The sequence below is a fragment of the Saccharopolyspora halophila genome, from assembly GCF_039531955.1.
Taxonomy (GTDB): Bacteria; Actinomycetota; Actinomycetes; order Mycobacteriales; family Pseudonocardiaceae; genus Saccharopolyspora; species Saccharopolyspora halophila.
This window is the reverse complement of record NZ_BAAARA010000003.1, coordinates 1-22,627: the sequence shown is the minus strand read 5'-3', so window position 1 is coordinate 22,627 and position 22,627 is coordinate 1. Positions and strand designations below refer to the sequence as shown.

Below are 22,627 nucleotides of genomic sequence, written 5' to 3'. Positions count from 1 at the left end.
ACGACGGGCGTCACCCCGCGAACGAGGTGACGCCCGTCCACCTGCGATTTTCTACGTCGCGGCGCCGTTGGGAGCCTTGTCCTCGGTGTCCGTTTCGGCGATCGCGGTCGAACGCCGCTTGGAGATCACCACGGCGGCCACGATCACCGCCACCGAGACCACCGCGATGGCGACGCGGACGGTCTGGTGCATCGCGGAATCGCTGACCACGAAGTAGACGACGGCCGGAGCGATCAGCACCGACACCAGGTTCATCACCTTCAGCAGCGGGTTGATCGCCGGGCCGGCGGTGTCCTTGAACGGGTCACCGACGGTGTCCCCGATGACCGTGGCCGAGTGCGCCTCGGACCCCTTGCCGCCGTGGTAGCCGTCCTCCACCAGCTTCTTGGAGTTGTCCCAGGCGCCACCGGAGTTGGCCAGGAAGATCGCCATCAGGGTGCCCACGGCGATGGCACCGCCCAGGTAGCCGGCCAGGGCGCCCACGCCGAGCCCGAAGCCGACCGAGATCGGCGCCAGCACCGCCAGCAGACCGGGCGTGGCCAGCTCGCGCAGCGAGTCGCGGGTGCAGATGTCCACGACCCTGCCGTACTCGGGGCGCTCCGAACCGTCCATGATCCCGGGCTTGTCCCGGAACTGCCTGCGCACCTCGTAGACCACCGCACCCGCGGCGCGCGAGACCGCGTTGATCGCCAGCCCGGAGAACAGGAACACCACCGAAGCACCGATGATCACGCCGACCAGCACGTTCGGCGCGTAGACGAAGAACTCCTCGGTGGAGAGCTTGCCCGCCAGGTCGGCCAGCGCCGTGCCGATGGCATCGGTGTAGGACCCGAACAGGGCGGTGGCCGCCAGCACCGCGGTGGCGATGGCGATGCCCTTGGTGATCGCCTTGGTGGTGTTGCCCACCGCGTCCAGCTCGGTGAGGATCGACGCCCCATCGCCCTCGACGTCGCCGGACATCTCGGCGATGCCCTGCGCGTTGTCGCTGACCGGGCCGAAGGTGTCCATCGCGACGATCACGCCGACGGTGGTCAGCAGACCGCAACCGGCCAGCGCCACCGCGAACAGCGCGACCGCCAGCGAGCCGGACAGCAGGAACGCGCCCAGCACCGCGGCGGCGATCACCAGTGCGGTGTAGACGGCGGACTCGAAACCGACCGAGAGACCGGTCAGGATCACGGTCGCCGGACCGGTCAGCGCGGACTTGCCAACGTCCTGCACCGGACGGTGCTCGGTGGCGGTGAAGTACCCGGTCAGCTTCAGGATGACCACCGCGAGCAGGATGCCGATGATCACCGCGACCAGCGCGATCAGCGCCGGGCTGCCCTCGGTGCCGCGGACGTTCGCCGAGACCCCCTCGAGCGCGGCGAAGGTGCTCGGCAGGTACAGCATGGCCGCCACGGCGCACAGCACCGCCGAGATCCCGGCCGAGATGTAGAACGAGCGGTTGATCGCGGTCAGCGCGCCCTCGCCGCTGCGGGCCTTGGTGATGTAGACGCCGATGACCGCCGTGAGCACGCCGATCGCGGGCACGATCAGCGGGAACAGCAGACCGTGCAGCCCGAACGCGGCGGTGCCCAGGATCAGCGAGGCCACCAGCGTCACCGCGTAGGACTCGAACAGGTCCGCGGCCATGCCCGCGCAGTCACCCACGTTGTCGCCGACGTTGTCCGCGATCGTGGCGGCGTTGCGCGGGTCGTCCTCGGGGATGTTGTGCTCGACCTTGCCGACCAGGTCGGCGCCCACGTCCGCGGCCTTGGTGAAGATGCCGCCGCCGACGCGCATGAACATGGCCAGCAGAGCGGCACCGAAGCCGAAGCCCTCCAGCACCCGCGGCGCACCGCCCGCGTAGACCAGCACCACCAGCGAGGCCCCGAACAGGCCGAGGCCGACGGTCATCATGCCGACCACGCCGCCGGTGCGGAAGGCCACGCGCATCGCCTTCTCCCGGCCCGTTCCGGACTCCCGCGCCGCGGCGGCGACCCGGACGTTCGCGCGGGTGGACAGCCACATGCCGAGATAGCCGATGCTCGCCGAGAAGGCCGCGCCGAGCAGGAAGAAGATCGATCGGCCGATGCTCTCGCCGATGGTCTCGGCCGGCAGCGCGAACAGGACGAGGAACACCGCCACGGCGAAGATCGTCAAGGTGCGGAACTGCCGGTTCAAGTACGCCGAGGCGCCTTCCTGCACGGCTCTGGCGATCTCCTGCATTTTCGCCGTGCCTTGCCCGGCGGCCAGCACCTCCTTGATCAGGACGTAGCCGAAGGCCAGCGCTGCCAGCGCGATCACCATGACGACACCGACGACGGCGTAGTCGCCGCCGCCGAGCTGGATCGCTCCGGAGTGTCCTTGGGCGAGGTCCATCCGGGGCGACGAACTCGGTGGTGCAGCGCCCTGGGCCCAGCCTTGCTGGACCGGGGTGAGCAGGGACATCCGTCCTCCTGGGTTGTGCTCGGTTCAGCACCGGATCGCCCGCACGCACTTACCGGGCTCCGATGCGCGGTAGGCGGCCCCGCCCGGTACGACCGGTAATCATCCGATGGCCGTCCGTGGCGACGTCGTGGCTCGGCAGTCTATTCAGACATCAAGTGGCTTACTTCACGGTGTGATGTGCGACTCTCCTCGACGTGCGGATTCGTTACCAAATGATCGATCAAGATCGGAACTTGATGCCCCGAACGGACACATCTGGATTTGGCCCGATCAGGGGACATGAGGTAGGGGGCGCCATAACCGCGCCCGCAAGGGGCGTTCCGCCCGCTGAAAGCCCGTTCGACGCCATCGGCCCGGGAGCACCCGAACGGAGGCCCTCGGGGCCGCCGGGGGACCTGACGACCTCGTGTCCCCCGGCTGTGTAAAGCTCCTGGGGTGGGTTCCGAGCAGAAGGGCAGTCGTCTCCTCCGCCGCGCCCTCGCGGGCGTCCCGGTCGAGAAGTCGCCGGTGACGCACGTCGCCGACCACCCGGCTCGCCCGGCGCGAACCACGCCGTGGCCGGACTGGGTTCCGCGGCAGGTCGTCGAGGCGTTCCAGAAGCGCGGCGCCGAACAGCCCTGGACGCACCAGATCGAGGGTGCCCAGGCGGTGCACGACGGGCAGCACGCCGTGGTCGCCACCGGCACCGCGTCCGGCAAGTCGCTGGTCTACCAACTGCCCGTGCTGACCGGCCTGCTCGAGGACCCGAAGTCGACGGCGCTCTACGTCTCCCCCACCAAGGCACTCGCCGCCGACCAGCTGCGCGCACTGGTCGAGCTGGGCATACCCGATGTTCGCCCGGCCAAGTACGACGGTGACACTCCCCGGGTGGAGCGGGACTGGATCCGCGAGCACAGTCGCTGGATCTACACCAACCCGGACATGCTGCACTTCAGCCTGCTGCCCGGCCACGAGCGCTGGGCGCACTTCTTCCGCAGGCTGACCCACGTGGTGATCGACGAGTGCCACACCTACCGGGGCGTCTTCGGTTCGCACGTCGCGCTGCTGCTGCGCCGCCTGCGCAGGATCGCCCGGCGCTACGGCGCCGACCCGGTCTTCGTGCTGGCCTCGGCCACCGTCGCGGACCCCGCCGACCTGGCGGAGCGGCTCACCGGCGTGCCCTGCCGGGCGATCACCGACGACGGCTCCCCTCGGGGCGCCCGCACCATCGCCTTCTGGGAGCCCCCGCTGCTGGAGGAGGTCACCGGCGAGAACGGCGCTCCGGTGCGCCGGGCAGCCGGTTCGGAAGCCGCGCGGGTGCTCACCGAGCTCGTCATCGAGGACGCGCGGACGCTGGCGTTCATCCGCTCGCGACGCGGCGTCGAGATCGCCGCCCTGCAAACCCAGCGCGCGCTGTCCGAAGTGGACGAGTCGCTGCCGGAGAAGGTTGCCGCCTACCGGGGCGGCTACCTCCCGGAGGACCGGCGCGAGCTCGAACGGTCGCTGCTCTCCGGGGAGCTGCGCGCGGTGGCCACCACCAACGCGCTGGAGCTCGGCGTGGACATCTCCGGCCTGGACGCGGTGGTGGTCGCCGGGTACCCGGGCACGCTCGCGTCGTTCTGGCAGCAGGCCGGCCGGGCGGGCCGCGACGGCGAGGGGGCGCTCGTGCTGTTCGTCGCCCGCGACGACCCGCTGGACACCTTCCTGGTGCACAACCCGGACTCGATCCTGGAGCGCCCGGTCGAGACGACCGTGCTCGACCCCACCAACCCGTACGTCCTCGAGCCCCACCTGGCCTGCGCGTCGGCCGAACTACCGCTGGACGAGGGATCTTTCGAGATCTTCGGCGGCGACGCGGCGCGCCGCGCCGTCGAGTCCCTGGCGAGCGAAGGCGTGCTGCGCAAGCGGCCGCGCGGCTGGTTCTGGACCTCGCGGGAACGCCCGCACGCGGGCGTCGAGCTGCGCGGGTCCGGAGGGCCGCCGATCGCGGTGGTGGAAGGCGACTCCGGGCGGATGCTCGGGACTGTGGACCAGGACTCCGCTCCGTCCACAGTGCACCCGGGCGCGGTCTACCTGCATCGGGGCGAGTCGTTCGTGGTCGACGAACTAGACCTGGATTCGGCGATCGCCCTGGTGCACGCCGAGGACCCGGACTGGACGACCTCGCCGCGCAACACCATCGACATCGCGGTCCTGGACACCGCGGAGCGGTACGACACGGGAGCGGGGGTCGCGGTGTGCCTCGGGGAGGTCGAAGTGACCTCCCAGGTCATCGGTTATCTGCGCAAGCGCCCCTCGGGGGAGGTGCTGGACCAGGTTCCGCTGGACCTGCCCGCGCAGACGTTGCGCACTCGCGCGGTCTGGTACACCGTCGACGACGAACTGCTGGTGAGCAGCGCGCCGGGGAGCGCCGGTCTGGAACCGGCACGCATCCCCGGCGCGCTGCATGCTGCCGAGCACGCGGCGATCGGCCTGCTACCGCTGTTCGCGACCTGTGATCGATGGGACATCGGCGGGGTTTCCACCGCGCTGCATGCCGACACCGGGGAGGCAACGGTGTTCGTGCATGACGGTCATCCGGGAGGGGCCGGATTCGCCGATCGCGGGTTTGCCGCATTGGTCCCATGGCTGGCCGCTACGCGGGAGGCGATCGCGTCCTGCGATTGCCCGGCGGGGTGCCCGTCCTGCGTTCAGTCGCCCAAGTGCGGGAATGGCAACGAACCGCTGGACAAGGCAGGGGCGGTGGCTGTTCTCGATGCGGTGTCGGGCGTGCTCGGGGATGGCATCGCCAGTTCGGCCGGGCTACCCGGCCGGACGCAGCGCTAAGCGGAGCGTTCGGCCGGGTCGGGGTAGCCCGTGGGGCGCGGTCCACCGAAATCCGGCGATGCCAGCACGACCGGCAGGCTGGTCGTCACCTGCCCGCAGCGAGAGGTTCCGCCACGTTCTCGGGATCGAGGGCTTCGAGCAGCGCGTCCTGCACGAAGTCCGAAGTGGGCAGTTTCCAGGCGCACACCTCGGGCTTGACCCGCCAGTGCACCGCGCCGCCGGGGTAGCTCGACGGCGGGAGCGGCACCCAACTCCCGTTGCCGTGCAACCGAACTCCGCCGCGCTCGGCGAGTTCGCTCGAGAGCGTGCCGCCCGCGGACATCAGGAAGTACCAGTCGCCCGTCGGGGTGGACACGATCGGCACCGGAAAACCACTGGCGCGCAGCACCTTTGCCGCGTGGAACCCGAGGTGCGCATCGACCTCGATCGCGTCCAGCACGGCCCCGGTGGTCACCAGCAGGTTGTAGGGCTGCTCGTCCCACCAGGACATGATGTCGTCGAGGTTCGCGCCCCGCTTGGCCTGCCAGTCGCGCTGGACCGGGGCCGGCCCGTGCTTGCGCCGACCGACGTGGCCGACCCATTCCTGTCCGTCGGGGTAGGTACCGGGCAGTACCGGCCAACCGCGCGACGCGAAGTCGATTGCCTGCACGCGCAGGTCGATCCGGCTGCTGGTCAACCCGGCCGGGTGGGCCGGGACGCCGCGGAAGGCGCTGGGCCACCTCTCCGCAGACCGTTGCATTTGCTCCGCCTCCTTGCTTCCTTGCGTGACCGCGGGCCCGGCGGCAAGGGGAGACCGCCCGGCCCGGGACTCCGTTGTCCTTCGGGCCTCGGTTCGCGGTGAACCTGGGCTCGCCGCGCTCACACATTCCAATCAACGGCATGCGCCCCCACGCCGTACAGAGGCCGTCGACGACCGGTCGGTTGGTGGCGGTGAGCGTCCGTCCGCCGACACCCGGACCGAAAGATCAACTGCGCCAAAGGGATCGTCCGAGGTGTTCCGGAGGACCCGCCCGGGGTGTTCGGTGCCGCTTATCGACCGCTCGTCGTTAGGTCCGGGGTACCCGGCGCAATGGGCCCCGCATGCGCTCGTGCGCTGGGTCTTCGGCCGAATCCGAGGATTTCCGGTGGTGCTGCGGAGACTCTGGTGCGAGCCCGTCGACCGCTCGTCCGGCACTCGTCGAGAGCGGTGTTCATCGCCTCGGCGACCTGCCGCGCCCGCGCGCAAGCGCGCTCCTGCCCCATCGACGCGCGGGCGGCCGCGGCCAGTGCGGCCAGATCGGCGGCGCCCTCGGCCCGGTGCCGAGCGGCGGTCGCCGCACCGAGCGCGAGCGCGAACCACAGCAGGACGGGCAACGCGAGCGAGAGCACGGCCGCGAGGGCGGTCGCCGCGCCCCGGTCCCCGATCACGGTCGCCACCCGGGCTCGAGGACGGCGGTGGCCCGCGCCCGGAGCGACCGGCCGGGCACCAACCGCAGCGGGGCGGTGATCGCGACGTCCACCCGATCACCGGTGACCTCGGTGCTCAGCCGCGCCTCATCGGGGGCGATCGCGCGCACGGCCCGTTCGGCGCGCTCCCGATCACCGCGTGCGAACAGCCGGGCGGCCTCCACCGCCGCGTCCTGACAGCGCAGCTGGTCGAACACCGCCCCGGCGCCGTGCAGCAGCAGGGCGAACACCACGACCAGCGAGCAGATGCCCAGGGCGGCTTCGACGGTCACCGCGCCCCGGTCCGCTCCGGCGCCGGGCGGCACCGGAGGGCGCCGGGCGCGCATCAGAGGTCACCGCCCTGCAGTCCGCGTTCGACGAGCTCGGTCAGCGAGTCCTTGACGGAATCGCCGGTGACGACCCCGTAGAGCGTGGTCGCGAACGCCACCGCGGCGAGCGTGCCAACGGCGTACTCGGCCGTGGACATGGCCTCGTCGCCGCGCACGGCCAGCGCGATCCGGTTGATCAGGTTGCGCATTTCTCCTCCTTCGACGGGGTTTCGAGGTATTGCGAGCGACGCGCCGAGGAACGGGCGCCGTCGAGGTACGCGGCGCTGCTCAGAGGACCGGGGTATCGCGCAGCATCCCGAGCACGACGGGAAGCACGCCGAGGCACAGGAAGGCGGGCAGGAAGCACAGCCCGAGCGGAGCCGAGATCCACACCGCGCCGCGTTGAGCGCGGGCCTCGGCGAGTTCGCCCGCCCGGCCGCGGCAGCGTTCGGCCAGGTCGGTGGCTACCTCGGCCAGTGCGCTGCCGGTCCGCGCCGTTCGTCGTGCGGCGCGGGCGAGTTCTGCGGTGTCCGGGTGTTCGAGCGCGGGTTCCCAACCGGCGACCGGGTCCGAGCCCAGCGCGAGATGGTCGGCAACCTCGTGCAGCACCCGGTGCGTACCACCACCCAGTTCGGCGGCGACGCCGCGCAACACCACCGGGACCGGGAGCCCGGCCCGCATTCCGGCAGCCAGCAGATCCCAACCGGCAGCGAGCATCAGCGGATCGGCGCGCAGTTCGGCGCGGGCGATCAGCCGCCGCCTGCGGTGCAGGAACACTGCGGCGAGCGGACCGGCGAGCAGGCCGGCCGGGCCGATCAGTTGGAACGCCAGCAGTCCCGCGGTGATCGGTGGTAACCAGCGGCCGGGGCGGCGTACCGACGGCCGTTCCGGCTGCGGACGCAACGCCCGCAGCCGCCATCGAGTGGTGCCGGACGGGAGCAGCAGCAATGCCACCGCCGTCAAAGCGCACGCCGCGATCATGACCGCACCACCGCCCCGATCAGCCGCTCGCTCCACAGCACTCCGGCGATCAGCAGCGCGGTGCCGGTCAGCAGCGCCAGTTGACCGAGCAAACCATCGGCGAGCACCTCCAGCGGCCGGGTTCCCGCGAGCTCGCCGAAGACCAGCCCCAACAGCGGGAGCCCGGTGAGCACCGCTGCCGTCGAGCGGGGCCCGGCCAGCTTGGCCTCGACCTCGCGGCGGAAGGCGGTGCGCCGCTCCAGGTCCCGGCGGACGGCATCGAGCAGGTCAGCCAGCGCCACTCCGTGGCGTTCGGCCAGCGCCCAGGCCCGGGTGAGCCGCCCCAGCGACGCGCGCAGGCCGGGCGAGGCGGCAACGAGCGGGAGCGCCGTGACGTCGCCACCGAGGCGCGCGGTGGCGGCCAGATCCCCGAACAACCCGGCCACGGCAGGCCCGGACTCGGCCGACGCGTCCTCGGCCGCGATCGCCGGATGGGCGCCCGCGCGCAATTGGGCAACCAGCAGTCGCAGGCCCTCGGCGAACTCGTCGGACAGCCGCAGATCTCGTTCGCCCGCGCGCCGCGCGCGCCACTGCCTGCCCGCCACCAGCGACCCGGCCACCGCCGCGCAGCAACCGGCTGGCCCCGCGAGAGCAAGGCCGAGCGCGCCCGCACCTGCCGGAGCGACCCAGCTCGCGAACCGCAAGCCCCTGCTGCTCGCGGGAAGCCGGAGCCGGTCGCGAACCGACGGCTGCGGCCAGCACAGCAGGGCCGCTGCGATCGCCACCAGGCTCAGCACGTCGACTCACCGCCCCGTGCGGTCAGCAGCTCGGCCAGGTCGGCCCGGCCCTCGGTCCAGCCGGTGTCGCGCTGCCAAGCGGGCACCACGCGCACCCGCTCGTCGTCCCGGCGCAGGACGCCGATGCCCGCGAGATGCCTGCCGCTCGCGGTGCGGCGCACGTGCAGGACCACTTGGACGGCCGCCGCGAGCTGCCCGTGCAACGCCTCGCGGGACAGTCCGGCCAGCGCCGCGAGAGCTTCCATCCGAGCGGGGACCTCGCGCGGCGAGTTCGCGTGCAGCGTGCCGCAACCGCCGTCGTGGCCAGTGTTCATGGCGGCCAGGAGCTCGCGCACTTCCCCGCCCCGGACCTCGCCCACCACCAGGCGGTCCGGGCGCATCCGCAACGCCTGGCGGACCAGGTCGCGGACGCCGATCTCACCCGCGCCCTCGACGTTGGCGGGCCGGGTCAGCAACCGAACCACGTGCGGATGCCGGGGCCGCAGTTCGGCCGCCTCCTCCACGCACACGACGCGCTCGGCGTCGGCGACCTCGCCGAGCATCGCCGCCAGCAAGGTGGTCTTGCCGCTGGCCGTGCCGCCGACGACCAGGAAGGCCAGTCTGGTGGCCACGATGTCGCGCAGCACCGCGCCGAGCTCGTCGTCGAAGACGCCGGATTCGCGCAGCGCGGAGAGGTCGTGCGCGGCGGGGCGCAAGACCCGCAACGAGATGCAGGTGCCGTCCCCGGCCACCGGTGGCAGCACGGCGTGCAGCCGCACGGCACCCGACGCGCCGCTCTGCGGCAGCCAGGCGTCGACCCACGGCTGGGCATCGTCCAGCCGGCGCCCGGTGGACATCGCCAGCCGCTGCGCGAGCCTGCGCACCGAATCCTCGTCCGGCAACCGCACGGCGGCCCGCCGCAGCCCGTCACCGCGGTCTACCCACACCCGGTCCGGGGCCGTCACAAGCACGTCGCACACCTCGGGGTCCTCCAGCAGTGGTTCGAGCACCCCGGCACCGGAGAACTCCTGCTGCACCGCGCGCAGCGTGGCGAGCACATCGGCGTCCGCGGCCAGCCCGTCGGATTCGGCCCGCACCGCGGCCGCCACCGCGGCCGGGGTCACCGGCGCGCCGCCTCCTACGAGGCGGTTGCGCACCCGCGCCAGCAACCGCCCGTCCACGGCCGACGAGTTGGACATGGCTTTCCTCCCTTTCGAGATCCGGCATGCCGACGGCACCGATCCACCGGATCGATCCGCGGCATCGGGAAGTTCGGGCCAGTACTCGCGCTCCCCGGCCGGGACCGGGCGCGAGGGGAACGAGCAACGGCCCGGCGGTGGCGCATCCACCACCCGCCGGCCGAGGGCGTCAGACCGGTGCGGACTCGCGCACCAGCGCCGCTTCGGCGAGCACGTCCCGCGCGGCGCGCGAGAGCGGGCCGCGCGGGCGAAGCGCGCCGAGCACGCCGCCCCGGTCGGTGGCGAGCGGTAAGCCCGGTTGTGGTCGCATCCCGGTCAGGACCGGAGCGTCCACCGCCTCGGCCACGTCCGCGTTCCGCAGGCCGCCGGGTGCCGGCCCGCGCACCACCAACCGGACCGGTACGCCGGAGCGTTCGCGCACCTCGGCGACGACTCGCGCGGCCGCTGCGCACGCCCGCACCTGAGCAGTGACCACGACGAACGCCATGTCGGCCTCCCGCAGCACCGCCTCGGCCGTTGCCCCCAGATCGCCCGGCAGATCGCAGACCGCAGTCGTCCCGGCTCGCCGCCCCGCGTCGAGCACCGCGCGAACGCCGTCCGGGGACAGTCCGGTCGGCGGCACGTCGCGATCGCAGGACAGCAACGCCAGTTCCCCGTCGCCGACCCGCTGCTTGGGCAGTGCCGACAGCAGCGCGCCGCTGCCCAACCGCCCGGTGTCCACGGCCAGCCCGGACCAGCGGAGCCCGTCGACGCCTTCCAGCCCGAGCACGAGGTCGAGCCCACCGCCGAGCGGATCGCAGTCCAGCAGCAGTGCTCGCCGCCCGCTTCGCGCCTCGGCCGCCGCCACCGCCGTGGACAGCGCGGAAGCCCCTGCCCCGCCGTTCCCGCCGACGACGGCCAGCGTCGTGCCGTCGCTGGCGGGCTCGCCGGGATCCGCCAGCAGCTCGATCAGCTCGGCCTCGGCGGCGGGCAGTTCCAGCACCCGCTCGACCCCCAGCTCGAAGGCGACCCGCCACAACCGCTCGGCCGGTTCCCGGGACAGCAACACCACCCCGCGCCTGCGCGGGAGTCCCTGCGCAACGCAGGATTCCGCGGTCGGCACATCGATCAGCACCAGCGGCGCCTCCCGCCAGGCCGCGGGAGGCAACCGCGGTTCCCTTCGCAACTCGCTGCCGGACGCCGCGGCCAACCGGGAGACCTCTTCGGCCAATTCCGGTTCGCGCATCACCAGCACGGGCTCGACGACACCGCTGCTGCGGTCGACCATGACAGCCCTCCCCGGGTTAGAAGATCTCAGCAAGAAGCCACCTCTCGGTTGCACCGAAAGAAGCAGCGCACCACCGCGAATGGCGGCGCGAGAGCCAAAATGCGGCAGTCGCGCCACGAAAACCAAGCGATTCTCGAAATCTGTGGACAACCCAGGTCGATGTGGATAACTCGCGAGCAAAACCACCACCTGATCGGGTGGGGACGCCGAAGCGCGCAATCCGGAACCGGTCTCGGCGAGGGGTGAGCTCACGCGCCCCGGCACGTCGGCGAGGCCGGGCGCGACGCGCGGAGGCCGCCGCAGCGAGCGGGAAGGATGGCCGAACGCGCGATGGCTGCCACTGCTGCCGGACGCGCGAGTTCGGCGGAGTGAAGACAGGACGACCCCCGCCAGGGGGGAGGGGGCGGGGGCCGTCGGCAGTTCAGCTCCGGGGGGTCGAGCTGAACTGATCCGGCATCGCCGGACCGCCCCACACTGTATCCCTCAGATCCCCTCGAATGCCCCCCGTCCATTTGAGGGAACATCCCTGCGCGCAGTGCCAATAGATCACATTCGAACCATTCCATCGAGTTATCAAAACAACCCAACGAGATAAGATCGGCTTCACGTACGCACGGTGTGTGAAAATTTCCCGGACGCCACACGGCGCCGCAGCGAACAACCGCGAAGCGACTCGTATGCTGTGCGGCGTGACTGAGCCCGCGACTCCAGCCGAGGCCACCGGACCCCGGGTGGCCGCGTTCTTCGACCTGGACAAGACGATCATCGCCAAGTCGAGCACGCTGGCCTTCAGCCGACCGTTCTTCCAAGAAGGTCTGATCAACCGGCGCGCGGTGCTCAAGAGCGCCTACGCGCAGTTCGTGTTCATGCTCGCCGGAGCCGACGCCGACCAGATGGACCGGATGCGCGCGCACATCACCTCGCTGTGCACCGGCTGGGACGTCGAGCAGGTCAACGCGATCGTGGAGGAGACCCTGCACGACATCGTCGATCCGCTGGTCTACAAGGAAGCCACCCAGCTGATCAGCGATCACCAGGAGCAGGGCCACGACATCGTGGTGCTGTCCGCCTCCGGGCAGGAGGTCGTCGCACCGATCGCCAAGCTGCTCGGCGCCGATCACTGGGCCGGCACCCGCATGGTGGTCGGCAACGGCCGCTACACCGGCGAGGTCGAGTTCTACTGCTCGCACGAGAACAAGGCGATCGCCGCCCGCGAGCTCGCCGAGGAGCACGGCTACGACCTCGCGCAGAGCTTCGCCTACTCGGACTCGGTCACCGACCTCCCGCTGCTGGAGGCGGTCGGCCATCCCACGGTGGTCAATCCGGACCGCGGTCTGCGCAAGGAGGCCGTGCAGCGCGAGTGGCCGTCGCTGGCCTTCGAGCACCCGGTCTCGCTGCGCGCCCGCATCCCCACCCCGTCGCGCGCCGCCGTCACGGCCGCGGGCGTCGGTCTCGGGGCGGTGGCCGCCGCAGGCGCGGCGACCTGGTGGGGCGTGCGCGCGTGGAAGCGCCGCCAGTAGGTCGCGGGCGCTGTCCGGCGGGACGGCCGGGGAGGTCGTCGCGGCCCGCAGCGACCGCGGCCGGCAGCGGCGACGAGGGCCTGCGCCAGTAGCGCACCGACCCCTTGCAGTGACCGCCATCACGGACTACAAAGGAAGCACGGACCCTGGTTGGCCAGGGACGTTACGGAGGAGAAGTAACGTCCACCCCGACACAGGCTCCGTGCGCGAGGCTCGGAGCACCCACGCGTCGCCGCAGATAAGGCTGAGCGTAAACAGGGTTGCGTACCGGGACGCCGGACGCCTAGCCCGGAAGTTACGAGCACAGAGCACGCTTGGTAACCCGAGCACTCGCGCGAGGAGGCGGGGCCGCCGATCGATTCGGTGGTCCCGCCGTCATTGTGCGGTCTTCCCGCACGCGCCCTCCCCGCGAAGGAGCGCAGCCGCGAGGGCTGGATTCGCCGGAATGGATCAGCGTGAAATCGTGGTCACGTCGTTGACCTGGGAATGCGGTGTGAGTAACTTCCGAACTACATCGCGTTCCCGGTGAACTATTTCCGCCCGGCGGAGTCCCCACCCCGCTCACTCCGCCCCCGCTGGAGGCCGACGTGCCCCTGAAGTCCCGTACCCGACGCGCGGTGATCGCGCTGAGCGCGCTGGTCGTCGGTGCTGCCACGCTGACCACCACCGGAAGCGCCGTGTCGCCGCGGCCGCAGACCGCCGACGAGCTGCTCCGCGAGATGTCCCTGGAGGAGAAGGTCGGGCAGCTGTTCGTCACCTACGCCTACGGCCGCACGGCCAACACGGCGGACCCGGCCAATCGCGAGGAGTTCGGCGTCGACACCCCCGCCGAGGTCGTCCGCAAGTACCACCTGGGCGGCATCGTGCACTTCAGCTGGACGAACAGCCTCTACGGGCCGGAGCAGATCGCGCGGCTGTCCAACGGGATGCAGGACGCGGCGATCAACTCGGGCGGTCGCGTCCCGCTGCTGATCTCCACCGACCAGGAGCAGGGCAAGATCACCCGGATCGGGGAGCCCGCGACGCAGTTCCCGGGCAACATGGCGCTGGGCGCCACCCGCAGTCCCGAGGACGCCCGCCGAGCTGCCGAGATCACCGGCCGGGAGCTGCGCGCGATGGGCCTGAACATGAACTTCGCCCCCGACGGCGACGTGAACGTCAACCCGCAGAACCCGGTGATCGGCGTGCGGTCGTTCTCCTCCGACCCGGCGCTGGCCGCCGAGCTCACCGCCGCGCAGGTGCGCGGGTACCAGGGCGCGGGCGAGGACGGTGTTTCCGGTTCGGTGAAGCACTTCCCGGGCCACGGTGACACCGCCACCGACAGCCACACCGGCCTGCCGGTCATCGAGCACGACCGGCAGCAGTGGGAGCGCCTGGACAAGCCGCCGTTCGCCGCGGCCATCGAAGCGGGCACCGACTCCGTGATGAGCGCGCACATCGTCGTTCCGAAGCTGGACGACTCCGGGAACCCGGCCACGCTCTCGCGCACCGTGCTGGGCGGCATGTTGCGTGCGGAGCTGGGCTACCGGGGCGTGGTCGTCACCGACTCGCTGCAGATGCAGGGCGTGCGCGAGCAGCACCCGGACGGCGAGATCCCGGTGCTGGCGCTGCAGGCGGGCGCGGACATGCTGCTGATGCCGCAAAACCTCCAAGTTGCCATCGACGGGGTCCTCGCCGCGGTGCGAGATGGGCGGCTCACCGAGCAGCGCATCGACGAAAGCGTCCGCCGGATCCTCGAGCTCAAGCAGAAGCGCGGCGTGCTGGCCGACCCGTTCACCGACGTCTCGCAGGTGGGCTCGAAGGTCGGTTCGCCGGAGCACCGCGCCATCGCCGAGGAGATCACCGACCGGAGCACCACGGTGCTGCGCAACGAGAACGTGCTCCCGCTGGAGGATCCGGCCGAGGTGCTGGTCACCGGCGCGGGCGAGGACGCGACCGCGGCGCTCGCGGAGGACATCGGCGCACGCGGCCCGCGCAGCACCGCGCTGCCGACCGGCGAGCAGCCGACGCCGCAGCAGATCGACCGGGCCGTCGCGCAGGCCGCGGACAACGACGTCACCGTGGTGCTCACCAACGCCGCGTGGGATTCCGACAACGCCGCGCAGCTGGACCTGGTGAACCGGCTGAAGCAGGCGGGCAAGCCGGTCGTCGCGGTCGCCGTGCGCGATCCCTACGACGCCGGGCACGTCGACGCCCCCGCCTGGGTGGCGACCTACTCGGACAAGGCGGTGGCGATGGAGTCGCTGACCAAGGTGCTCTTCGGCGAGACCTCCCCGACCGGCAAGCTGCCGGTCGCGGTCCCGGACGCCGACCGGCCCGGCAGCGAGAAGTACCCGTTCGGCTTCGGCCTGACCTGGTGAGCGACATGGGAATCAATCGTCGGCGGTTCCTGACCGCCTCCGCGGCGGCATCGGCCGCCGGACTCGCAGCGACCTCGGCCTGCGCCGCCGAGCCCGGCCCCGGGGAGGTGCGCACCGGCGCGGACGTGCTCGCCGGGCGGGACTTCTCGGACGTGCGGGGGCGCCGGATCGGTGTGGTCACCAACCCGACCGGCATCCTGGGCTCGCTGCAGCACGTGGTGGACGCGATGCAGGACAGCGGCGCGGTGGACATCGTCGGTGTCTTCGGCCCGGAGCACGGCTTCCGCGGCACCTCGCAGGCAGGCGGTTCGGAGGGCGACTACCGGGACCCGCGCACCGGGCTGCCGGTCTACGACGCCTACGGCGCCGACGCCGCGCAGCTGGCCGAGATGTTCCGCAAGGCCGGCGTCGAGCAGGTCGTGTTCGACATCGCCGACGTCGGCGCCCGGTTCTACACCTACATCTGGACCATGTTCACCGCGATGCAGGCCGCGCAGCGGCTCGGTCTCGGCTTCGCCGTGCTGGACCGGCCGAACCCGATCGGCGGGCTGGTGGCAGGTCCGCGGCTGGATCCGGCGTTCGCCTCCGGGGTCGGCAGGCTGCCGATCGTGCAGCAGCACGGCATGACCGTCGGCGAGCTCTCCAGGCTCTTCGACCGGGAGTACCTCCCCGAGCGGCTGCCGCAGCTGCACGTGATCCGCGCCGAGGGCTGGCGCGGCCGCGGTGCTGACACGGGGTTGCCGTGGGTACCGCCGAGCCCGAACATGCCCACGCCGGACACCGCCGCGGTCTACCCGGGAACCGGCCTGTTCGAAGGCACCGTGCTCTCCGAAGGACGCGGCACCACCCGGCCGTTCGAGATCATCGGCGCACCGGGCATCGATTGGCGGTGGGCCGACGAGCTCAACGCCCTGAAGCTGGACGGCGTGCGGTTCCGCGAGACCTACTTCGTGCCGACCTTCTCCAAGCACGCCGAGCAGACCTGCGGCGGGGTGCAGATCCACCGCAGCGGTTCCGTCGATCCAATCCGCGTCGCAGTTGCGATGCTGGTCACAGCCCGCCGCCTGTACCCGCAGGTGTTCGCTTGGCGGGGTGACGGGATGGTGGATAAGTTGTCCGGCTCCGACCGGCTGCGCAAGAAGATCGACGCCGGTGCGGACATCTCCGAGATCGTCGATCCGTGGCACGAGGACGTCGTGGGTTTCCGCCGCCAACGCGATCCTTATCTGCTGTACCGCTAGGGGGCACGCATGGGCAGGACGGTTCTGATCGCGGTGGCGCTGCTTTCGGTCACCGCGCTGGCCGGGTCGGCCTCGGCCGCGCCCGGGGGCGCCGCCGGGCACTTCGACCGGCCGAAGTCCGGCTTCGCACCGCCCGGCACCAGGCTGCTGGAAGGCACTCCTGCCGGGGCGGGCCTGGACCCGGCCCCCATCGAGGCCGCGCAGCGGCAGCTGGACGCGTGGGCGGGCAAGACACCGGGCCGCGAGCACCCGATGTACGGCGGTGCGGTCAGCCTGCTGACGCACGACGGGATCGTGGTGCACCGCGAGGCGGTCGGCAAGCAGCTGCGCTACGCCGACGGCGAGGGCGCGGAACTGCCCGCGGGCGAGCAAGAACCGATGCGGCCCGACACGATCTTCGACGTCGCCTCGATCACCAAGCTGTTCACCTCGGTGGCCGCGCTGCAGCTCGCCGACGACGGAGATCTGCGGCTCGACGAACCGGTCGCGCGGTACCTGCCGGAGTTCGGCAACCACGGCAAGGAAGCCATCACGGTGCGGCAGCTGCTGACCCACACCTCGGGTCTGCCGTCCATCGTCCAGCTGTGGAAGCTCCCGCCGGAGCAGCGGATTCCGCACGTCATGAACCTGGCCCCGGAGCACCGCCCGGGCACGCACTACGAGTACTCCGACCCGAACATGATCACCCTCGGCGTGCTGGTCTCCCGGCTCGCGGGCGAGCCGCTGGACCGGGTGGTGCAGCAGCGTATCGCCGAACCGCTGGGCATGTCGGACACCGGCTACCACCCGCCGGAGTCGAAGCTGCACCGCATCGCGGCCACCGAGTTCCAGGCCGACCCGCCGCGCGGCATGGTCCGCGGCGAGGTGCACGACGAGAACGCCTGGGCGCTGGGCGGCGTCGCGGGCCAGGCAGGCATCTTCTCGACCGCCGACGACCTCGCGGTGCTCGGTCAGGCGCTGCTCAACGGTGGCGCCTACGGCGGGGAGCGCATCCTCTCCGCGCACCGGACCGACCAGCTGATGACCAACTTCAACGGCGAGTTCCCCGGCCACTCGCACGGCCTCGGCTTCGAGCTCGACCAGCGCTGGTACATGGCCGGGCTGTCCGGTCCGCGCTCGGCGGGCCACACCGGCTACACCGGAACGTCCCTGGTGATCGACCCGGCTTCCCGGTCGATCGCGGTGCTGCTGACCAACCGAGTGCACCCGTCCCGGAGCTGGGGCTCCAACAACCCGTCCCGGCAGGCGCTCGCCCAGGGCATGGCCCGCGCGCTGGCGGTCCCGCCCAGGAAGGGCACGGCGTCCTGGTACGCCCCGGCCGCCGCCACGATGACCACCGAACCGCTCGGACCGGCGGCGGGCCCGATCCAGCTCTCCTTCGACGCCTTCGTGGACACCCAGCAGGACGGTGACGGCGTGGACGCGCTCACCGTCGAATCCAGCGCGAACGGCGAGGACTGGCGGCCGGTGCCGCTGACCGCCTCCGGCAGGGGCGCGCCGGAAGGACCGCAGGAGAAGCTGGCGGGCGCGGGCCACCGCGCCTGGTGGAAGGTCCGCGCCGAGGTCCCGGCCGAGCCCGGCGAGCGGGTGCGGCTCCGGATGCGCTACTCGCTGGACGAGAACTACGAGGGCCGCGGGGTCAATCTCGACGCCATCCGCGCCGCCGACAGGCAGCGAACACTGCTCGACGGCGAGGTGGAAGCGGACCGCCTGCACCCGGACGGCTGGCACGAGGCCACCCGCTGATCAGCCGGGCAGCACGTGCGCACCGGTCTTGTCGGTGGTCCCGCACGACGAGCAGATGACGCCGCCCGTGCCCGCGACGAGCACGTCCGGGCGCCCGAACTCCTGCTCGCACTCGCAGCAGGAGTAGGCGGTGGCCTCCGGGGTGCGTCGGCTCGAAGCGCGGTTCGGCGCAGGTAGCAGCGCCCGTCGTCCAGCGTCTCGCGGACCGCCTGGCCCTGGTCCCGTTCGGTGTTGCGACGACCATCCACTGCCGCCCAGCGCGGGACGAGCACGTGCGGCGATGGTGGTGGTTCGCGCGTTTCCGCCGATCTCGCGTGGTGCTGCGATCAGATGAACCTCGTCGATCCGGACCATCGCGGGGTGGTTCTGCCAGGATGCAACCTCGCCACGGGTTTGCCCCGTCCATCGGGCGGGCATCCGGGGGATACGCATTGACCTGCACAACAGGCGGTTAGTAAGTTTCCCACATGGTCACCGGCGACACACCAGAATCGAACGAGTCCAGTCCGCTCGTGCAGATTCGTTCCCTGCTGCCCGGTCTCGCCCGGGCCGAGCAACGGGTGGCCAACATCGTGCTCGCCGATCCGGCCTCGATCTCGCGCCGCAGCATCACCGAGGTCGCCGAGGCGGCGGGCACCAGCGAGACCACGGTGACCCGGTTCTGCAAGGCCATCGGCGTCGGCGGCTATCCGGACCTGCGGATCGCGCTGGCCGCGGACACCGCGCGCACGTCCACCCGCGACCGCGAACTCGGCAGCGACATCGCGCCGGACGACGACATCACGCAGATCATCTCCAAGATCGGCTACACCGACGCCAAGGCCGTCGAGGAGACCGCCCAGCAGCTCGACCCGGATTCCCTGGAAGCGCTCGTCGACGCGGTGGCCGCAGCCCGGCGCATCGACATCTACGGCGTCGGGGCCAGCTCCTTCGTCGCCCAGGACCTGCAGCAGAAGCTGCACCGCATCGGGCTGACCGGATTCGCGTGGTCGGACACCCACACGGCGCTGACCTCGGCGGCCGTGCTCGGCCCCGACGACGTCGCGATCGGCATCTCGCACACCGGCGCCACCGCCGAAACCGTCGAGGCGCTGCGCGAAGCCCGGCACCGGGGCGCCACCACGGCAGCGCTGACCAACTTCGCGCGCTCCCCGATTACCGAGGTCGCCGATCACGTGCTGACCACCGCGGTTCGCGAAACCACCTACCGCTCCGGTGCGATGTCCAGCAGGATCGGGCAGTTGACCGTCATCGACTGCTTGTTCATCGGGGTCGCCCAGCGCCACCTGGACCAGACCAAGGCTGCGCTGGAAGCCACGTACGAAGCGGTCGCCGGGCATCGCCTCGGCAGCCGCCCCGATCGGCGCAGGCACAAGGAGATGCCGGCCGCGAAACCGGAGGAGGCGTGATGAGCCGGGACGACGCGATCCGCGTGGCTTCCCCGACCGAACGGGTCAATCCCGACACCCGCGACATCGATCTGCTGCCCACGCAGGAGATCCTGCGGCTGTTCAACGTCGAGGACCGGACCGTTCCGGAAGCCGTCGGCAGGGTGCTGCCGGAACTGGCCGAGGCCGTCGACCTCGCGGTGGCCGCGTTGCGCGCGGGCGGCAAGGTGCACTACGTGGGCGCCGGGACCTCCGGCAGACTGGCCGTGCTCGACGCCGCGGAGCTGGTCCCGACGTTCAACGCCCCGCCGGACTGGTTCGTCGCGCACCAGGCCGGTGGGCAGGACGCCTACCAGCAGGCCGTCGAGAACGCCGAGGACGACGGGGAGTCCGGCGCGCGGGAGATCCGGGAGGCCGCCACGAGCAAGGACTTCGTGGTCGGCCTGGCCGCCTCCGGCCGCACTCCCTACGTGATCTCCGCGCTGCGGGCGGCCCGCGAGCTCGGCGCGGGCACTGCGCTGGTGACCTCGAACCCGGATCCGGGCGAGGTGCCCGCCGACGTGGTGATCCCGGTCGACACCGGGCCGGAACCGATCAGCGGCTCGACCAGGATGAAGGCGGGCACCGCGCAGAAGCTGGTGCTGACGTCGTTCTCCACCGCGGTGATGATCCGGCTCGGGCGGGTGTACTCGAACTTCATGGTCAGCATGCTGGCCACCAACGCCAAGCTGCGCGGCCGGACGATCAACATCCTGCAGGAGGCGACCGGCGCTCCCGAGGCCGCCTGCGCGGAAGCGCTGACCGCAGCGGGCGGCGATCTGAAGACCGCCCTGGTCCACCTGCTCTCCGGCGCGGACGTCGAGCGCTCAGCCGCAGCTCTCACCCTGGCAGACGGCCACGTTCGGGAAGCCCTGCAGAACCTCCGGGGCTAGCACCCTCCCGACGGCGGCACCCGAGCAGCGGACGCGACAGTTTTGCCTAAAACTGTGAGGCGCCGGCGCCCGAAATGTCCGGACAGTTATAGGCAAAACTGTCACCACCACGTACGCGAGGTGAGACCGACCAGCAGCCGGGGACCCTCAGGCCGGCAGTTGGGCTTCGGCGTTTTGGAAGGCTGCTGCGAGGGTGGTCCAGAACCGTTCCACGTCCAGTTCGGTGGCGACCAGGGCGTTGAGGTCGTTCGAGCCGAAGTCGGTGACCGTCATGCCGGTGGTGAAGCGGCCCTGGGTCTCCACGTCGACGCGAGCCGGGACGGTGGTCATCAAGCTGGGGTCGATGAGGTGGGCCACCGCGCACGCGTCGTGGATGGCCGGCCCGAGTTCCCGGTAGCTGGGGTGCTTGCCGTAGAAGTCCAGGCACGGGTTGAGCAGTTCGGTCTCCAGCCTGCCGAGCCCCGCGAAGCGCTCGCGGACGGCGGCGGTGGCGCGGGCCTGGTGGGTGAGGTCCAGCCCGACCATCGTCGTGGTCCAGTCGGCGTCGAACACCACCGCGGCGGCGTGCGGGTCGGCGAGGACGTTGAACTCGGCCGCGGGAGTGCGGTTGCCGCGGGTGTAGGCGCCGCCCATGATCGTGAACTCGGCGACCCACTCGGTGATGCGCGGTTCGGTGCGCAGCGCGAGCGCGATGTTGGTCAGCGGGCCGGTGGCCACCAGGCCGATCTCGCCCGGTGCGGCCGCGAGCGCGTCGATGATCAGCTGCACCGCGTGCCGCCGGTCGAGCTCGGTGCGCGCGGCGGGCAGCTGCGCCTCGCCGAGGCCCGCGACACCGTGCACGGCCGGGGCGTTGACCGGCTCGGCCACCAGCGGCTGCCCGGAACCGCGCGCGACCGGCGCGCTCATGCCGAGGAAGTCGCGCAGCCGCAGCGCGTTGTCGGTGGTGTGCGCCAGCTCGACGTTGCCGCCGACGGTCGTCACGCCGACGACGTCCAGCTCCGGCGATCCGTGCGCCAGGGTCAGCGCCAGCGCGTCGTCGATCCCCGGGTCGCAGTCGATGAGGACCTTCTTCACCGGGGTCATCCCTCCTGGGTGGCGTCGGCGATGGACACGGCCTCGCGCGCACCCGTCTCCAGGGCACCGCAGCAGTAGACGATCCAGGAGGCCACCGAGTCCGGGTCCCCGGTCGCGAAGCCCAGCGCGCGCTCCGCGTAGTCCTCCTGCCGCCGGAAGTAGGCGACCTCCGGAACCACGAGCCCCTTGGGGTCCAGTCCGCTGCCGATCACGCTCAGCCGTGCGGCCGCGCGCGCGATCACACCGTTGACCTGGCCGAACGGCGCCAGCGCGAGCAGCTCGCCGTGCACCACGGCCGCCAGCACCGGACCCGCGCCGTGGGCCTGCGGCTCGGCGACGATCTGGGAGAGCAGGTCGAGGCGCTCGGAGATGACCGGGTCCGGGTGCGGACGACCGAGCTCGTCGGGATCGTCGACCAGATCGGCGGCGGCAAGCACGTGCATCCTGGCCAGGGCCTGCAGGGGCGCGCGCTGCCAGGTCGGCAGCAGCGTGCCCATGGCCTCGGCCACGCGCAGCGAACCGGCCAGCAGCGGGTCGCTGACCTCGCCGGACTCCGGGATCTCGGCAGCGCCGCCCGCCACGGCGGCCGACGCGCGGGCAGCGCGCACCGAGGCCTCGGCCGCGGTGGTCGGCCAGCCGCGGCGGTTGGCCGGGTGTCGGTGCACCTCGTCGATGGCCGCGCGGGCGGTGGTCACGGCGTCGGAGACCCCGTCGAGCTCCAGCAGCGGCGCCAGCGATGGCTTGTCAGTCACGCCGCCGAACGCTACCTGGGAACGCCCGCCGCTCCCGCGCGCGGGAGCGAGAACCCGCGCGCGTGGGCGAGTGCGAGTTGTGCCACAGTGACCTGGAGGTCGCCTCCCGTGACGACGTCATTACTGCAGGCCACCGATCGAATGATCGATTAACCGCGAATCCGGCGCGCACGGGTCGAGTCCGTTCTGCCCAATTGGTCTGAACCAATTGAGCGAAGCCTCTGTCGCGGTGAGCGAGATCGCATTACGGTTCGTTCAGCACTGCGTACACCTACAAAGGGAGGTTCTCGGCAATGAGCCAGCCCGACGGGCAGAGCAACACGCTCGACAACCTGCTGACCGAGAGCAGGACTTTCCCGCCGTCCGAGGAGTTCGCGGCGCAGGCCAACGCCACGTCGGCGCTGTACGCCGCAGCGGACG

At 71.6% G+C, this 22,627-nt stretch carries 19 protein-coding genes; 7 read left to right on the top strand and 12 right to left on the bottom strand.

What is annotated here, in order from left to right; all coding sequences use genetic code 11:
• Positions 1-51: 51 nt before the first annotated feature.
• A complete protein-coding gene (locus ABD289_RS05395; RefSeq protein ID WP_344128052.1) occupies positions 52-2,364 on the bottom strand; it encodes a sodium-translocating pyrophosphatase in 2,313 nt (770 codons plus the stop codon).
• A gap of 504 nt (positions 2,365-2,868) precedes the next feature.
• Between ABD289_RS05395 and ABD289_RS05390 the strand changes: the two genes are divergently transcribed.
• Positions 2,869-5,238: a DEAD/DEAH box helicase gene (locus ABD289_RS05390; RefSeq protein WP_344127218.1), complete on the top strand. Its 2,370-nt coding sequence runs from the start codon at positions 2,869-2,871 to the stop codon at positions 5,236-5,238.
• 85 nt (positions 5,239-5,323) lie between these two features.
• Here the strand turns inward: ABD289_RS05390 and ABD289_RS05385 are convergent, their stop codons facing one another.
• From ABD289_RS05385 to ssd, 8 genes are all read right to left on the bottom strand, one after another.
• A complete protein-coding gene (locus ABD289_RS05385) occupies positions 5,324-5,977 on the bottom strand; it encodes a bifunctional DNA primase/polymerase (protein ID WP_344127216.1) in 654 nt (217 codons plus the stop codon).
• Between the two features lie 290 nt (positions 5,978-6,267).
• The gene (locus ABD289_RS05380) at positions 6,268-6,645 is read right to left on the bottom strand and encodes an Rv3654c family TadE-like protein (protein WP_344127214.1); all 378 of its coding nucleotides are present in this window, start codon (positions 6,643-6,645) and stop codon (positions 6,268-6,270) included.
• Complete coding sequence (locus tag ABD289_RS05375; protein WP_344127212.1) at positions 6,642-7,010, bottom strand: TadE family type IV pilus minor pilin; 369 nt, start codon at positions 7,008-7,010, stop codon at positions 6,642-6,644. Before ABD289_RS05375 ends, ABD289_RS05380 begins: the two co-directional genes overlap by 4 nt.
• Positions 7,010-7,201, bottom strand: coding sequence for a DUF4244 domain-containing protein (locus ABD289_RS05370; RefSeq protein WP_344127210.1), 192 nt, complete (start codon positions 7,199-7,201; stop codon positions 7,010-7,012). The genes ABD289_RS05375 and ABD289_RS05370 overlap by 1 nt, the downstream gene beginning before the upstream one ends.
• Positions 7,202-7,280: 79 nt before the next feature.
• The gene (locus ABD289_RS05365) at positions 7,281-7,973 is read right to left on the bottom strand and encodes a type II secretion system F family protein (protein WP_344127208.1); all 693 of its coding nucleotides are present in this window, start codon (positions 7,971-7,973) and stop codon (positions 7,281-7,283) included.
• Positions 7,970-8,749, bottom strand: coding sequence for a type II secretion system F family protein (locus ABD289_RS05360; RefSeq protein WP_344127206.1), 780 nt, complete (start codon positions 8,747-8,749; stop codon positions 7,970-7,972). The genes ABD289_RS05365 and ABD289_RS05360 overlap by 4 nt, the downstream gene beginning before the upstream one ends.
• Positions 8,743-9,927, bottom strand: coding sequence for a TadA family conjugal transfer-associated ATPase (locus tag ABD289_RS05355; RefSeq protein WP_425564573.1), 1,185 nt, complete (start codon positions 9,925-9,927; stop codon positions 8,743-8,745). The genes ABD289_RS05360 and ABD289_RS05355 overlap by 7 nt, the downstream gene beginning before the upstream one ends.
• A gap of 169 nt (positions 9,928-10,096) precedes the next feature.
• Entirely contained in the window at positions 10,097-11,194 is a 1,098-nt protein-coding gene (gene ssd, locus ABD289_RS05350; RefSeq protein WP_344127204.1) for a septum site-determining protein Ssd, read from the bottom strand.
• Positions 11,195-11,871: 677 nt separating this feature from the next.
• Between ssd and ABD289_RS05345 the strand changes: the two genes are divergently transcribed.
• The 4 genes from ABD289_RS05345 (at position 11,872) to ABD289_RS05330 (ending at position 18,061) form a co-directional block, all read left to right on the top strand.
• Positions 11,872-12,714: an HAD family hydrolase gene (locus ABD289_RS05345; protein WP_425564572.1), complete on the top strand. Its 843-nt coding sequence runs from the start codon at positions 11,872-11,874 to the stop codon at positions 12,712-12,714.
• 587 nt (positions 12,715-13,301) lie between these two features.
• Positions 13,302-15,074: a glycoside hydrolase family 3 protein gene (locus tag ABD289_RS05340; RefSeq protein ID WP_344127200.1), complete on the top strand. Its 1,773-nt coding sequence runs from the start codon at positions 13,302-13,304 to the stop codon at positions 15,072-15,074.
• Positions 15,075-15,079: 5 nt separating this feature from the next.
• On the top strand, positions 15,080-16,315 hold the full coding sequence (locus ABD289_RS05335; RefSeq protein ID WP_344127198.1) for an exo-beta-N-acetylmuramidase NamZ family protein: 1,236 nt from the start codon (positions 15,080-15,082) through the stop codon (positions 16,313-16,315).
• Positions 16,316-16,324: 9 nt separating this feature from the next.
• Positions 16,325-18,061, top strand: a complete 1,737-nt coding sequence (locus ABD289_RS05330) for a serine hydrolase domain-containing protein (RefSeq protein ID WP_344127196.1) — start codon at positions 16,325-16,327, stop codon at positions 18,059-18,061.
• On the opposite strand, the gene ABD289_RS05325 is transcribed toward ABD289_RS05330, so the two are convergent.
• Positions 18,062-18,415, bottom strand: a complete 354-nt coding sequence (locus ABD289_RS05325) for a hypothetical protein (RefSeq protein WP_344127194.1) — start codon at positions 18,413-18,415, stop codon at positions 18,062-18,064.
• 113 nt (positions 18,416-18,528) lie between these two features.
• Between ABD289_RS05325 and ABD289_RS05320 the strand changes: the two genes are divergently transcribed.
• Positions 18,529-19,470 (top strand): MurR/RpiR family transcriptional regulator, encoded by a 942-nt coding sequence (locus ABD289_RS05320; protein ID WP_344127192.1) that lies wholly within the window; start codon positions 18,529-18,531, stop codon positions 19,468-19,470.
• Positions 19,470-20,381, top strand: a complete 912-nt coding sequence (locus ABD289_RS05315) for an N-acetylmuramic acid 6-phosphate etherase (protein WP_344127190.1) — start codon at positions 19,470-19,472, stop codon at positions 20,379-20,381. Before ABD289_RS05320 ends, ABD289_RS05315 begins: the two co-directional genes overlap by 1 nt.
• Before the next feature lie 147 nt (positions 20,382-20,528).
• Here the strand turns inward: ABD289_RS05315 and ABD289_RS05310 are convergent, their stop codons facing one another.
• Positions 20,529-21,464 (bottom strand): nucleoside hydrolase, encoded by a 936-nt coding sequence (locus ABD289_RS05310; RefSeq protein WP_344127188.1) that lies wholly within the window; start codon positions 21,462-21,464, stop codon positions 20,529-20,531.
• The gene (locus ABD289_RS05305; RefSeq protein WP_344127186.1) at positions 21,461-22,207 is read right to left on the bottom strand and encodes a Fic family protein; all 747 of its coding nucleotides are present in this window, start codon (positions 22,205-22,207) and stop codon (positions 21,461-21,463) included. The genes ABD289_RS05310 and ABD289_RS05305 overlap by 4 nt, the downstream gene beginning before the upstream one ends.
• Positions 22,208-22,627 lie beyond the last annotated feature (420 nt).